General features: G+C 68.6%; 15 protein-coding genes and 3 pseudogenes. 7 read left to right on the top strand and 11 right to left on the bottom strand.

Going from position 1 to position 13,286, the window contains the following annotated elements:
* Positions 1-202: 202 nt before the first annotated feature.
* Positions 203-1,522: a calcium-binding protein gene (locus tag QNA08_RS16855; protein WP_283741889.1), complete on the top strand. Its 1,320-nt coding sequence runs from the start codon at positions 203-205 to the stop codon at positions 1,520-1,522.
* 937 nt (positions 1,523-2,459) lie between these two features.
* Here QNA08_RS16855 and QNA08_RS16850 read toward each other — a convergent pair.
* The gene (locus QNA08_RS16850) at positions 2,460-2,723 is read right to left on the bottom strand and encodes a hypothetical protein (RefSeq protein ID WP_283741888.1); all 264 of its coding nucleotides are present in this window, start codon (positions 2,721-2,723) and stop codon (positions 2,460-2,462) included.
* A gap of 146 nt (positions 2,724-2,869) precedes the next feature.
* Between QNA08_RS16850 and QNA08_RS16845 the strand changes: the two genes are divergently transcribed.
* The 4 genes from QNA08_RS16845 to QNA08_RS16830 are packed head-to-tail and all read left to right on the top strand — an operon-like array spanning position 2,870 to position 7,313.
* A complete protein-coding gene (locus QNA08_RS16845) occupies positions 2,870-3,616 on the top strand; it encodes an ATP-binding cassette domain-containing protein (RefSeq protein WP_283741887.1) in 747 nt (248 codons plus the stop codon).
* 19 nt (positions 3,617-3,635) lie between these two features.
* Positions 3,636-5,039: an HlyD family type I secretion periplasmic adaptor subunit gene (locus tag QNA08_RS16840; RefSeq protein ID WP_283741886.1), complete on the top strand. Its 1,404-nt coding sequence runs from the start codon at positions 3,636-3,638 to the stop codon at positions 5,037-5,039.
* Positions 5,040-5,077: 38 nt separating this feature from the next.
* On the top strand, positions 5,078-6,307 hold the full coding sequence (locus QNA08_RS16835) for a helix-turn-helix transcriptional regulator (protein WP_283741885.1): 1,230 nt from the start codon (positions 5,078-5,080) through the stop codon (positions 6,305-6,307).
* Complete coding sequence (locus QNA08_RS16830) at positions 6,291-7,313, top strand: M23 family metallopeptidase (RefSeq protein WP_283741884.1); 1,023 nt, start codon at positions 6,291-6,293, stop codon at positions 7,311-7,313. Before QNA08_RS16835 ends, QNA08_RS16830 begins: the two co-directional genes overlap by 17 nt.
* Positions 7,314-7,426: 113 nt before the next feature.
* On the opposite strand, the gene QNA08_RS16825 is transcribed toward QNA08_RS16830, so the two are convergent.
* Positions 7,427-7,780: an ArsR/SmtB family transcription factor gene (locus QNA08_RS16825; protein ID WP_283741883.1), complete on the bottom strand. Its 354-nt coding sequence runs from the start codon at positions 7,778-7,780 to the stop codon at positions 7,427-7,429.
* 49 nt (positions 7,781-7,829) lie between these two features.
* Between QNA08_RS16825 and QNA08_RS16820 the strand changes: the two genes are divergently transcribed.
* Positions 7,830-8,297: an SRPBCC family protein gene (locus QNA08_RS16820; protein WP_283741882.1), complete on the top strand. Its 468-nt coding sequence runs from the start codon at positions 7,830-7,832 to the stop codon at positions 8,295-8,297.
* 136 nt (positions 8,298-8,433) lie between these two features.
* On the opposite strand, the gene QNA08_RS16815 is transcribed toward QNA08_RS16820, so the two are convergent.
* From QNA08_RS16815 to QNA08_RS16805, 3 genes and pseudogenes are all read right to left on the bottom strand, one after another.
* Positions 8,434-8,628: a hypothetical protein gene (locus tag QNA08_RS16815; RefSeq protein WP_283741881.1), complete on the bottom strand. Its 195-nt coding sequence runs from the start codon at positions 8,626-8,628 to the stop codon at positions 8,434-8,436.
* A gap of 218 nt (positions 8,629-8,846) precedes the next feature.
* Positions 8,847-9,131: a hypothetical protein gene (locus tag QNA08_RS16810; protein WP_283741880.1), complete on the bottom strand. Its 285-nt coding sequence runs from the start codon at positions 9,129-9,131 to the stop codon at positions 8,847-8,849.
* Between the two features lie 141 nt (positions 9,132-9,272).
* Positions 9,273-9,455: pseudogene (locus tag QNA08_RS16805) on the bottom strand (SDR family oxidoreductase); the annotation flags it as partial.
* A gap of 46 nt (positions 9,456-9,501) precedes the next feature.
* Here QNA08_RS16805 and QNA08_RS16800 point away from each other — a divergent pair.
* A complete protein-coding gene (locus QNA08_RS16800) occupies positions 9,502-9,873 on the top strand; it encodes an SDR family oxidoreductase (protein WP_340322330.1) in 372 nt (123 codons plus the stop codon).
* Positions 9,874-9,996: 123 nt separating this feature from the next.
* On the opposite strand, the gene QNA08_RS16795 is transcribed toward QNA08_RS16800, so the two are convergent.
* The 6 genes and pseudogenes from QNA08_RS16795 to QNA08_RS19070 all read right to left on the bottom strand — a co-directional run.
* Positions 9,997-10,326, bottom strand: coding sequence for a DUF982 domain-containing protein (locus tag QNA08_RS16795; RefSeq protein ID WP_283741879.1), 330 nt, complete (start codon positions 10,324-10,326; stop codon positions 9,997-9,999).
* A gap of 70 nt (positions 10,327-10,396) precedes the next feature.
* Entirely contained in the window at positions 10,397-10,729 is a 333-nt protein-coding gene (locus QNA08_RS16790; protein WP_283741878.1) for a hypothetical protein, read from the bottom strand.
* 81 nt (positions 10,730-10,810) lie between these two features.
* Positions 10,811-11,203 carry a hydantoinase/oxoprolinase family protein gene (locus QNA08_RS16785; protein ID WP_283741948.1) on the bottom strand — a complete coding sequence of 131 codons (393 nt, stop codon included), beginning with the start codon at positions 11,201-11,203 and terminating at the stop codon, positions 10,811-10,813.
* 130 nt (positions 11,204-11,333) lie between these two features.
* Positions 11,334-12,212, bottom strand: a pseudogene (locus QNA08_RS16780) (hydantoinase/oxoprolinase N-terminal domain-containing protein); the annotation flags it as partial.
* A gap of 15 nt (positions 12,213-12,227) precedes the next feature.
* Positions 12,228-12,551, bottom strand: coding sequence for an IclR family transcriptional regulator domain-containing protein (locus QNA08_RS16775; protein ID WP_422679940.1), 324 nt, complete (start codon positions 12,549-12,551; stop codon positions 12,228-12,230).
* Between the two features lie 335 nt (positions 12,552-12,886).
* Positions 12,887-12,994 (bottom strand): annotated as a pseudogene (locus QNA08_RS19070) (helix-turn-helix domain-containing protein); the annotation flags it as partial.
* Positions 12,995-13,286: the final 292 nt, after the last annotated feature.

Below are 13,286 nucleotides of genomic sequence, written 5' to 3'. Positions count from 1 at the left end.
CCGGAGCGCCGGGGGGCGCCGCACGGCCGGTCGCGTTTTGTCTCCAGCTGGGGATTGTGCCTTGGGCTAACTCTCCGTAGCGTCCCAGCTCTCTGCATGGTGTGAACCCCACAAGATCTGGCTTTGGCACGTGAAATCTGCCACGGCAGCCGTAGAACTGCGCCATTTGCACAAGTCAGCTCTGGATGATGGAGTAATTGCCATGGCTGTCATCATTGGAACACTCGGCAACGACAACGGTATCGACAACCCCGTGCTGGTGGGAACTGCGGTAGCCGATACGATCAGCGGCCTTTCGGGCAATGACGTCCTGATCGGCTTGGGCGGCGACGACACGCTGGACGGCGGTCCGGGAAATGACCTGCTGGACGGGGGCGCCGGCAACGACACGCTGAACGGCGGCGCCGGCGCTGACGCGATTTTTGGCGGCGCCGGCAATGACACGGCCAACGGCGGAGCCGGCGACGACTTCATCGACGGCGGGATCGGCGACGACACCCTGAACGGCAACGCCGGCAACGACACCCTGAGCGGCGGCGCGGGCAACGACGCGCTCGACGGTGGCGCCGGTAACGACACGCTGTTGGGCGGCACTGGCAACGATGACCTTCACGGTGGGGCCGGCAATGACACGCTCGACGGCGGGACCGGCAATGACACGCTCTTCGGCGATGCCGGCAACGACACCCTGAATGGCAGCGACGGCAATGACGCGCTGAATGGCGGCCTCGGCAACGACACGCTCAACGGCGGCGCCGGTAACGACACGCTGAACGGCGGCTTCGGCAATGACACGCTGAATGGTGGCGCCGGCAACGACACGCTCGACGGTGGCGTCGGCAACGACGCGGTGAACGGCGGCGACGGCGACGACCTGATGCACGGCGGCGCCGGGGACGACATCATGGATGGCGGCAATGGTGTCGACACCATGTTCGGCGACGCCGGCGACGACGTCTTGGCGGGCGGCGCCGGGAACGACACGTTGAACGGCGGCGACGGCGCAGACGAACTCTCCGGCGGCACCGGCAACGACACGCTCAACGGCGACGCCGGAGACGACACGCTGGACGGCGGGGCCGACAACGATACGCTGAACGGCAGCGCCGGCGACGATACGCTCAGCGGCGCCGCGGGCAACGATACCCTCAACGGTGGTGCCGGGGACGATGAGCTCGACGGAGGCAACGGCGCCGATGTGCTCAACGGCGGAACCGGCGATGACCTTCTGACCGGCGGAGGCGGCACGGACACCCACAACTTCGGCGACAACACAGCCACCAATTTCGGCAATGACGAAGTGACCGACCTGAGCTTCGCCGACGGGGATACCGTCGTCGTCGATGCCGCACCGGGGTTCGATCCCGCGACCGTCGTCGTCGTCGACGATGGCACGAATACAACCCTCGACTTCGGGTTCGGCGTCATTCAGCTCGACGGCGTATCCGGAGGAGGGACGCCCTATACCTCTATTGCCGACATCAACGCCGACGCGGGGTATACGGTCGTGTCCATCGTATGAGCCCCTGGTGTCCAAGGATGGCGGCGGCGCGCTGTGCCGCCGCCGCTTCCGTTGAGGTCGCGCTCGTTGTGACCATCGGATGACCGGCAGACGGGGAGCCGGCGCCCCGGGGGGAGGCACGGGACGCTTTTTCGTCCCCAATTGGGGATTATTATCACCGTCGCCCTTCCGTAACCTCTTCCCGCACACAGGTTGGCAATGGCCGGCAGCACGACGCGCCGCCGGAGGATGGCGTTATTTCCACAGCCCTTGCAGTTGCAGCCGGTTCGCAGGATGGGCGGCGGCAGGATCGTCGTTCGCGAAGTGTAGTCTGCGCTGCTGCTCTCGGAGGGCGCATGCCGGAAGTATCGGCAAGGCTGGCGACCGCCAAGAACCGCCCGGAGACTGCCGCGTCGCTGCTCGGTGCGATCCCCGGGTGCGCCACGTTCGCGTGGATCGTCGCCTTCAGCGTCTCGATCAACACGCTTCTCCTGATCCTGCCGTTCTATGCGATTGAGGTATTTGACAGGGTGCTGGCGAGCGGCAGCATCGAGACGCTCGTCGCATTGACCGCCCTCGCCTTCGCAGCACTCGGTTTTGGCACGGTCTTCGAGGTGCTGCGCGACCGTCTCATCGGCCGCTTCGCCGTGCGCTTCGAGCAGGCCATCGCCCCTCTCGTGCTGAAGGCGTCCATCGTCGATCCGGCGAGGAGGGCAGACGCGGGCACGCATGACATCGTCAGGGTGCGCGAGCTCAGGAGCTTTCTGTCGAGCAGCACGATCCCCATGCTGATCGATGCGCCCTTCCTGCCCGCCTTCATGATCGTGCTCTACCTCATCCACCCCTGGTATGGGGCGATCGCGCTCTGCGGCGCGCTGATCCTCTCGATCCTCGCCGCCGCCGGCCAGCGCATGGCGTGGGCGGAGAAGGAGCGTGCCACGGCTGCGGCCACCCACGCTCAAAGGACGCTCGACGGCATCATCAGACATGCGAACCTGATCAGGGCCATGGGCTGGACGCTCGGAGCCGTTCGCGAGTTCGTCCGCCTCAACGACGATGCGCTGGCGCCGGTCGTCAGAGCGAGCGAGCGGGTCGCCGCGATCGCCTCGATCGCGCGCTTGGTCAGGGTTGCGCTCCAGATCGCCGCGATCGGCACGGGTGCATGGCTGGTGCTGCAGAACGAGGTGCTGCCGGGCAGCATGATCGCCTCCTCGATCATCATCAGCCGAACACTCGCGCCGATGGAGCACCTGGTGGCAGCATTGCGGCCCCTGATCTCGGCGCGAGAGGCCTGGGGCCACGTGAAAGTCGCTGTCGCCTCGGCCACCACCCGGCAGCGCAGGACCTTGCTGCCCCCCCTCGGGTGCCGTGGAAGTCACGGGTCTCGTCTTTCGCACCGCCGACGTCCGCCGCCCGATCCTCGCCGGCATCACCTTCGACTGCCCTCCGGCGAGCGTCGTCATCATCATCGGCCCGACGGGAGCGGGAAAGTCCACGCTGCTGCGCATGATCGCCGGGCTCGCGCGGCCGACGGCCGGCACCATCCGGTTCGACGGTTCTGCAATCGAGAACTGGGACCCGGACCAGCTCGGCTGCTATGTCGGCTATCTGCCGCAGGATGCCGAACTGATGGGCGGAACGGTTGCAGAAGCGATCGCCGGGTTCGACGAGAGCGCCACGGACGAGGATGTCGTGAGGGCTGCCGTGCTGGCGAGCGCCCACGACATGATCGTCTCGCTGCCGCGCGGTTACGAGACGGAGATCGGACGCGACGGCAGCAGGTTGTCCGGCGGACAGCGCCAGCGCATCGGGCTGGCGCGCGCGTTCTTCGGCAAACGGCGTCTGATCCTCCTGGACGAGCCCAATTCCAACCTCGATTACGAGGGCGAGGAGGCGCTTTGCGATGCGATCAGGCAGGCCAAGGCCCGCGGCGCCACCCTGCTCGTGGCCACGCACCGTCCGCGGCTCCTCACCGTCGCCGATCTCATCCTGTTCCTGCGCGACGGCGCCCAGGTTGCCTTCGGCGTCCCCTCGGAGGTGATGCCGCAGAGCATGTCGAGGCCCACTTCGGTTCGGCGCGTGCGACCTGCCGCGCAGGGCGGAGCGAGGCCGTGATCGGCGGGAGGAAGTGGTGATGCGTGCCGCAAGCGGCAGCCCCGGCATCCGGTGGACTCCGGCGCTCGTGCGGGACGGAGCGCCGGTCCTGGCGGGTGAGGTCATCGGGATCCGGCCGGATATCGTGGCGGACCGGCCTCGGTCGGAGACGCGCCGTCTCGTCACCTGGGGATGCGCGCTCCTTGTCCTCCTGTTCGGCGGCTTCGGGCTCTGGAGCGCCACGGTTCCTCTGACCAGCGCCGTGATCGCACCGGGCATCGTCAAGGTGTTGTCGAAGCGCCGGGCCGTGCAGCACCTCGAAGGGGGGATCGTCAAGGCCATCCTCGTCCGCGAGGGCAACCGGGTGGAGCGCGGCCAGGTCGTGGCGCGGCTCGATACCACGCAGGTCGAAGGGACCCTCGGGGTCCTCGAAACCAAGCTCTTTGCCGATCTCGCGACCGAGGCCCGGCTCGACGCCGAGAAGGCGGGGGCGAGCACCGTGTCCTTCCCGGACGAGCTGCGCGCCCAGTCCGCTCGCCCGGAGGCGCAGGCGGCGATGCAGACGCAGCTCGCCGAATTCGCCGCGAGGGCGGTGTCGCTGGAGGGACAACGCAAGGTCATCGACGAGCAGGTCCGTCAGCTCGAAGATGCGATCCGGGGGCTCGCCAGCAGCTCCCAGGGCCTCGAACAGCAGCTCGCCTACCTCAACGACGAGATCAGGGATTCCGAGTTCCTGCTCGCCAAGGGACTCGCCCGCAAGCCGCGCCTTCTCGCACTCAAACGCGCCGCAGCCGAAGCGGCGGCCCAGATCCAGACCAACGCCGCGTCGGTCGCCCAGTCGAGGGGCAAGATCGCCGAGTTGGAGGAAAGGCGCCGCCAGCTCGTCTACGGCTGGCTCGAGGACATCTCCAGGCAACGTCACGCTGTCCGCCAGGAGATTGCCGACCTGAGGCACCGCATCACGGTCGCGCGCGACATGTTCGTTCGCAGCGAGCTGAAGGCGCCCGAGGGCGGAATCGTTGTCGGTCTCAATGCGAGCAATCTGCACGCCACGCTGGCGCCGCGGGAAACGCTGCTCGAGATCGTGCCCGTCGAGGATCGCCTGATCGTGGAGGGCGAGGTGCGGCCCGCCGATCGCGACGAGGTGTATCCCGGCCAGCCAGCCCGCATCCGCGTTCTCGCCTTCAATTCGCGGCGTGCGCCAATGCTCACCGGGACGGTCACGACGGTGTCCGCTGACGCGTTGCTCGAACCAAAGTCGGGAAAGCTATTCTACAGGGTCGAGGTCGAACTTCAGCGGAGCCTCGAACTTGCGCCCTATCTCGGCTCCTTGCAGCCGGGCATGCCCGTCGAGGTGTTCATCGAAACGGGTCAAAGAACCTTCTCGGAATATCTGCTGAAGCCGTTGATGCTGCGGATCGACCGCGCTTTCAGGGAGAGCTGAACCGGTGGTGGGGGGCCACGATGGGATCGGAGGCGCCCATGCAGGAAGCACTCAACGAGCCCGTGCGGCTGAACGGACGCGACCACATGCTGTGCAGCGCCCGGCTTCGCTTCGACGGGACGGAGGAGGGGGCCTGTCTGACGGGTGCCCAGCCACTGCTGAGCGAGGCTGCCATGATCGCACGCAACTCGGCCGAGCTCTTCGGCCGGGCAGTCCTCGACCTGCTCGCGTGTGACCACTGTTTCGTGGCCGTTATGGCGCGGGCGGCAGGGTTCGTGATCGACATCGTCGAGGTCGGCCCCGCCAGCGACAGTCCGGCCGCCGTGGAGGCCATGGCGCAGCTCGCGAGCAGAGAGGAATGGCACGACGCCGCAATCCGTCCGGTCGGCCCGGCGGACGCATTGGCGACGGCGGTACTCGGACGCGCGCCGGCCACTCCGGTGCATGCCCTCGCGGGCAGTCTGCCGGTGAACGACGGCATCGGCCTCGTCTTTCTCGCAGGCTGGTGCCCCGCTCCGTTCCCGGCCGCCGAGCTCGGCTGCATCTCCCGGGCGGTCCGTGCGATCTGGGCGACCATACAGCACGCGCCGCTCGCGCGCGGGAGCAGCTCCCGCCTCGGGGCGTTTCTGGAGGCGTTGATCTTCCCCGCCTTCATCGTGGACGAGGGGCTGCGCCTCCTCGAGATGAACGAGGCCGGCCGAAGTCTTCTCCTCAAGGATGGCCCGCTCCAGCTCCGTGGCGGCTTCCTCGCCGGCGCGAACTGCTCCGTCACCCGGCACCTGCAGCAGGCGCTCAGCGAAGCGGTAGTGCCACGGTCGGAGCGCACCCCGCCGACGGTGGTTGTTCCCTTGTCGACCGACCGCGGGGCCTTTGCCTTTGCCTGGATCGGCCCGGCCTGGATGGAGGATGAAGCCGACCGCTTCCTCCTCGTCATTCCGCAGGTCGATCCGGCCGCCGGCGCGAGGCGGATCGCGGCGGCCTTCGGCCTGAAATGGGCGGAGGAGAGAATCGTGGCCTGTGTACTGTGCGGCCAGCCGCCCTCGCAGGCCGGCAGCATCCTCGGCCTCACGGAGGCCACGGTGAGGACCTATACGAAGCGGATCATGCTCAAGCTCGGCATCAACCGTCAGGTCGAGTTCTTTCTCCTCTACATTCTCACGTTGTCGCCCTTCAGGAGCGGGCAGAGGGACCAGGCCAGGGCGCACGACGGGAGCCTTTCCGCGGCGGGAGGCGAGACGGATGATCGGACGCATGATGGCGCTGTCTGACCGGCGCAGGCGCGTGAAGCCGGGTCGGATCGCGGGTTTCCTGCTGGCGCTCGCATGGACGACCGGCGCCGCCGCGGGAGATCCACTCCTCCTGAGGCCGCCGGTCACCTGTGAGATCGGCCGCGACTGCTTCATCCAGAACTATGTCGACCTCGACCCGTCGCCCTCCGCACGCGATCACATGTGCGGCACCCTGAGCCAGGACGGGCATGACGGCACCGATTTCCGCCTGCCGACGATGGCGGCGCAGCGCGCGGGCGTGGAGGTGGTCGCCGCCGCCGACGGACGCGTCCTGCGGCAGCGGGACGGCGTGGCCGACACTCCGGTGACCGACGCCGGCCGATCGGCCGTGCAGGGGAGCGAGTGCGGAAACGGCCTGGTCATCGACCACGGCAACGGCTGGGAGACGCAGTATTGCCATCTGGCCGAGGGGAGCCTGCGCGTGAAGCCGGGCGATGCCGTGAAGGCCGGGCAGCCCATCGGGCGGGTCGGCCTCTCCGGCCTGACCGAATATCCGCATCTCCATTTCACCGTGCGCCACGACGGCAGGATCGTGGACCCCTTTGCCCATGAGGCGCCACCAGGTTCGTGCGGGGCGGGATCGAGCCTTTGGGGGCCGGCGTTTCGGTCCGGCCTCGCCTACCAGCCACGCACGATCCTGAACCAGGGCTTTGCGCCGGGGCCGGTGACGATGCAGGCGGTCGAGGCCGATGGCGCGAGGCAGGGCCCGGTCGGTGCCCATGGTGGCGCACTTGTGGCCTATGTACGTGCGATCGGCCTCAAGGCGGGCGACGTCCACTCCCTGACCCTCAAGGACCCGGCCGGCCGGACCATCGCCCAGAACCGGGTCGGGCCGATCGAGCGAAATCAGGCCCAGGCGCTGCTCTTTGCGGGAAGGAGGCGGCCTGCGGAGGGCTGGCGCCCGGGGGGCTATCAGGCGAGCTACGAGGTGACGCGCGACGGGGAAGTCGTGCTGGAGCGGCGCTTTTCCGTCGATATGCGATAGCGCCCCCGGCGCCTGCCCACGCCGCGGCCGTCCGGCCGCGGAAGTGGTCGACCTGTCGCCGCAGGTGGAGCGGCCGGCGCCTTCCGCGCTGTCTCAAGCCGTTCGCGCTGCGATCACGTCTCCGCCTTGGCCTGCGTCGGTGACCCGGCCTCGGTCTGCCGCTTGAGGCGGCTGAGCATGTGGGCCGCATAGGCGGCATAGGGACCGATCCAACGCTCGTGGATGGCGTGGATGGGCAGGGCGTCAAGGTGGTTCCAGCGTTCGCGCCCGCGCCGCTCGACGACGACGAGACCCGCCTCTTCAAGCACCTTGAGATGCTGCATGACCGTGCAGCGGTCGATCTCGGGCATGCTGTCGCACAGCATGCCCGTCGTGCGAGGCCCCGATTTCAGCGCATCCAGCATCCGCCGCCGGGTGCGGTGGCTGAGCGCCTTGAACAGGGCATCGTCGATGTCGTCGTTTGACATGTTGTAAAATTATAACATATTGCCCTCGCCGCATAGAGGGGGAATGCGCATGGCACTCAAGTTCACCGTGGGCGGGCGGATAGCGAAGCCCGTGAGCGAGGTGTTCGAGGCCGTTGTCGACCCCGACCGCCTGTCGCAGTACTTCACGACGGGAGGGGCCAAGGGCCGCCTCGAGACCGGAGCGGTCGTCACGCGGGATTTCCACGATTTTCCCGGTGCCTTTCCCGTTCATGTGGTCGAGGTCGAGAAGGACAGGCGCATCGTCCTGCAGTGGGATGCGGGCGAGGGCGCTGCCGAAGCGGACGCTTCGGGATCTCGCCGGACGACGGTCGCCATGACCTTCGAGCCGCTGGGCGAGGACCGCACGCTCGTCCGCATCTCGGAATACGGCTGGTCGGAGACGCCGGAAGGGCTGAAGGCGTCCTGCGGCAATTGCGAGGGCTGGACGGGGATGCTCTGCGCCATGAAGGTGTGGCTCGAGCACGGGATCAAGCTGCGCCAGGGCTTCTACAAGTAGGGACGGCTTCCGCGGGCAGGACGGGGTCGCACGCGCGCCACCGCGCCGGGGGCGCTCCGGCTGCCGGTGGCGGGCGCGACACATCCTTCCTTCCCCTTCGCTGGCCTCTTGGCCGGCCGGCCCGTCTCAGCCCCGCTCACTTCGGGAGCGCGGTTTCGCTCGCCGGGGCGACGTCCGCCGCCTTCTCTTCCGCCTGCTGGCTGGCCTCGTCGAGCAGGCGTTTCAGCAGCGCCTCACGTTGCGTCCGGGCCGCTTCCCGCGCCTTCCGCTCGCGCGCCTCCCGAGCCTCGTGCTCGTCGGTTGTCGTCGGTCTGACGTAATAGTGGCACATCGGTGTCCTCCATCATCGGAGCACCCAGCGTGCTTCTAGGCGATATTGTTGTCCGTCGTGAGGCAGACCTGGCCGAAGCCGCCGCGATCGCAGGGGATGGCCGCTATGCCGCGGCGGTGACCATCGCAGAGAAGCAGCGCCTGCCGGTCGGGGTCGCACCTTCGTCGTCTCGTTGCCCGTTCCAACCATCCATCCGCGGAAGCGGCGGGGCGGCCCAGTCAGTGTTTCGGAAGGCGGAACTGGCGCATGCGAGCGAAGTCGTCCCGCGCGACCTGTGCGGCTTCGGCGACGAGGCGCTCGGCTTCATTCCCTTCAATGTCGGCCTGCAGCTCGCCCCTCTCCGCGGCCATGGCCTCATCGAGGGCCGCCATCTCGATGTCGCACAGCGCCTGTTCGTCGACCGCCTCGCTGTACACGGCAAACTCGGCGAGGCGGCGGAAGGCGGCGGCATAGACGCGGCAGAGCAGATCGCAGCGGATCGCGCGGGCGGACATCGTGTTCATGATCGCCTCCGGTCGAAGCCTGTCGGCGGCCACCCAGCTTGACACGGACTTGCGCACACGGGGAGGGCGGGGCAGCCTCATGCCGCCCCGCTCGGCGAGGGTCGCCATGGGCTCTGTTCTCAGCGTGGCGACCGGGCGGGATCAGCCGGGGAAGGCGGCGGAGCAGCTCTGGCCGCCGTCAACAGGCAGACAGACCCCCGTGATGAACTTCGCCTCGTCGAAGGCGAGGAAGACGGCCGCGTTGGCGATGTCCCACGCGCTCCCCTTTCGCCCGAGCGGAACGGAGCGGTTGCGAGCGGCGACCATCTCCTCGGTCGCGGCGAACGCGACAGGAAAGGATCGGGGGAGACGCTCATGACCAGGAAGCGAACTGCGCTCGTCACCGGCGGCGCATCGGGGATCGGACTGGCGACGACCTGGGGCCCTTCTGGCCGAGGGATGGCGCATCGTCGCCGCCGATCGCGATGCCGGCGCGCTCGCCACCCTCGAGGGAAGGGGCGCCGCCAATCTTCGAACGGTCGATCGCGATGTGACCGACGAGGCTGCGGTGGAACGCGCGGTGGGCGAGATCGACGAGACATTCGGCCCGCCCAGGGGCGTGGTGAACTCCGCCGGCATCGGGCGGGAGGTGCCCTTCCTCGAGACCGCGCCGGAGCTCTTCCGGCTCATCTACGAGATCAATGGCGTGGGGAGCTTCATCGTCAGCCGGGCTGCCCAAGGTGCATCAAGGGCGCCCTCCTGACGCTGACCCAGGTGCTCGCGTCGACGGCGGCTTCACCGCAGCCGGGCTCATGCCCGCCTGAGCGGGGTTCCGCGCGGACCTCGACGCGACGCCCGTCTCAAGGCAGCGAGATCGGGGACGGCGCTATGCCGTGGCGCCGGCGCAGGCATATCCGGCGGGCTCGCGGACGCGCGCCAGGCGCACGTGCAGGCCGGCGGCGAGGGCCGCGCTGAGGAAGGCCTCACGGCACTTCGACATGATCTCCGCCGTGGGCCCCTCCAGCGCGTCACGACAGGCAGCGCAGGCGTCGCGGTGGAGCGGATGGCACTCGCCGGTCGGCGGCAGAATCCGGCCATGCAGGGGCCAATGCTCGCTGGTCAGCAGAGCATAGGCGTCGCGGGGCGAGCCAATCTCGTACACCATGCCGTCGATGATGACGGTGAGCAGGTCGGCAAAATATCCGTGAGCGCTCATGTGACGCTCCCTTGCGGAAGGCTCCCCGGTGCCTTGCGGCGCAGATGTCTCGCAAGTCCACCCCGGGGTGCTACTCCGCCCTTATCAGCAACCCGGCAGCCTCGACCCAGCCCCGAAACGCCTCGTTCGCAGCAATCTTCTCCTCGGCGGATGTCGCCGCCTGCAACCTGAAGATCGTGCCGTCGCGATTGGCGGAGCGAACGGCGAGTTCGTGCCGCGCAATGAAGGCAAGCGCCTCCTCCAGCGTGCCGATGACGATCTCGCCCGCGCCGTCGCGGACGACGAGCTTCGGCCGGATTGGGCTGTCCGCGGGGCCATTCATGCAAGGAACAACCGGAGAGGATCGCGAATGTTCCAGGCCGCGACGCCGCACCCGGCGCGCACGCCGGTCGCAGCGCGTCACCGGCGGTCTATGCCAGGGCGGCCGCGGTGCCGGCCCCGCGCAGGGGCGACAGGTCCGGGTCGGGCTCGGGCATGGCGGCCATCAGCATCCGGGCGTAGTCGCTCTTCGGATGGTCGAAGATGGCATCGACCGGCCCTTCTCGACGAGATGGACGCGCGCCGCCGCTGCCATGCTCTCGACGACGACCTTGTGGATGCCCCAGGCCGCCTCTTCGGTGGTCAGGCCGAGCGGCTCGGCGACGGTCGCGACGGCGCGCACGGCCGCCTCCTTGTCGAGCTTCATGCGCCCGCCAAGGAAGAAGCCAGGATCGTAGTAGCCGAGCACGAGATTGGCATCGGTCACGGTCGGCTTCGTGCCGCCCATGCCGTAGCAGGCGGGGCCCGGGTCGGAGCCGGCGGAATGCGGACCGACCTTGAGCAGGCCCACCTCGTCGATCGCCGCGATCGAGCCGCCGCCGGCGCCGATCTCGATCATGTCGATGACGGGGGGCCTTGATGGGCAGGCCCGAGCCCTTGGTGAAGCGGTGCACGCGGCCCGCCTCGAGCATTGGCGCGATCTCGGCGCGGCCGTCCTCGATCATGCAGGCCTTGGCCGTCGTGCCGCCCATGTCGAAGGAGATCACGTCCTTCTTGCCGGCGAGCGTGCCGAAGAGAGCGGTGGCGAGGCCGCCGCCGGCGGGGCCGGATTCGAGCAGGCGGATGGGGAAGGCGCGCGCCGTCTCCGGTGCGACGAGGCCGCCGGCCGAATGCATCAGGCGCAGGGCGCCGCGGAAGCCACGCCCCGACAGTTCACGCTCCAGCCGCTTGAGATAGCGATCCATGAGCGGCTGGACGTAGGCATTGGCGCAGGTCGTCACGCAGCGCTGGTATTCCCACAGCTCCGCGACGACCTCGGACGAGAGCGAGACGGCGAGCTCGGGAAACTCCTCACGGGCGATGGCGCCGACAAGGCGCTCGTGCTCGGGATTGCGGCAGGCGTTGAGGAAGCAGACGGCAACCGCCTCGATGCCGGCATCGAGGAAACGGCTGAAGGCGGCGCGCACCGCCGCCCGGTCGAGCGCCTGAACGATCTCGCCGTCGCGGTCGATGCGTTCGGGCACTTCGAGCCTGAGGTCGCGCGGCACGAAGGGCTCGGGAAAGCCGAGGAAAAGGTCGTAGATGTCGTAGCGCTGCTCCGTGCCCATCTCGAGCAGGTCACGGAAGCCCTGGGTCGTGACGAGGCCGAGCTTCGCGCCCTTGCGCTCGATGACGGCATTGGTGACGAGCGTCGTGCCATGCACGATCTCGCCCACGTCGGCGAGCCCGATGCCGCCCATCGCGACAAGTTCCTCGAGGCCGATCAGCGCCGCCTCGGATGGATCGTGCGGCGTCGTCAGGCGCTTGTGCAGGCGCACGCTGCCTTCCTCGCCGTCGTAGAGGATGAAGTCGGTGAAGGTGCCGCCGATGTCGAAACCGATGCGCCGGCGCGTGCCCGGTCGTGCCATGTCACTTGATCTCCATCACTCCGCCAGCAGCGGATGGAAGAGAGGGTCGCCGGTGATCGTCGCGATGCCGCGGGCGCCGTCCTTGAGGGCGTCTGCGATCGTCGCGCGCTCGGCATCGGTGATGGTTGCGGCGGGGAAGGCGATGCACAGGCTCACCTCCTCGCCGGTCTCGGGGTCGCCGACCGCCACCGCGATGGCGCCGACGCCGCGGTTCGCCTCGTCGTTCGACTCCGCGTAGCCCTCGCGCCGCACGCGGGCGAGGCGGGCGAGCAGGTCGTCGATGTCCTGCGGCGCCGTGGCGGAGGGCGGGTTGAGCGGTCCGGGGTAGAGCCTGCGCACCTCTTCGTCCGGCAGGCGCGCGAGCAGCGTGGGGCGGTGGCGCTGGCAAAGGCGTCGAGGCGACGGCCGATGGTGCTCGCCACGCGCAGCACGTTCGAGCCCGTGTGGTCGGTGAGCGCCATGATCTCGCGTCCGAGGCGCACGCTGACATAGCCCGTGTGACCCACCTCCGCCGAGAGGCGTGAGACCACCGCGTCAGCGCGCCCGAGAAGCGAGGAGGTGCGCCGGTAGAGCTGGCCGACCTCGACCAGCATCACGCCCGGCCGATAGCGCTTGGACGCTCCCACGGTCTCGAGGAAGCCCGCGTCGCGCATGGCGCGCAGCAGGCGCGAGACGTTGCTCTTGGGCTGCGAAAGCAGTGCCGCCACGTCGGTGACCGTCAGTTCATGGCGGTCGGCCGAGAAACATCTGAGCACGTCGGCGGCGCTGACGAGAATGGACATCGCAATTGTTCCAGAAAATGGAACCGAAGTTCTGATATATGCAACTGTCCGATCGGGCCGGCGGGGGCGCAAGCGCCTTCTGCGTCACCGGCAGGGGGCCGGCGGCAGAATGAGAGCACGGTGGCTCGATGCGGTTGGAGTGGGGGCTGGGGGAGCGAGGTGGCGTGCCGGCCTGCCGATCAGCTCAAATCCGGGATGGAGATATGCGGGCCCTTGCGGCCCGCTTTTCCTGCCCCCTCATTCCTCGTCGTCGCCGTTGTGGCTGCTGGTTTCGAGGAGGATGTCGCGTTTG

It is taken from the genome of Chelatococcus albus (assembly GCF_030067675.1).
Classification (GTDB): domain Bacteria; phylum Pseudomonadota; class Alphaproteobacteria; order Rhizobiales; family Beijerinckiaceae; genus Chelatococcus_A; species Chelatococcus_A albus.
Note: the sequence above shows the minus strand (reverse complement) of the source record. Positions and strands in the feature narration are given on the sequence as shown.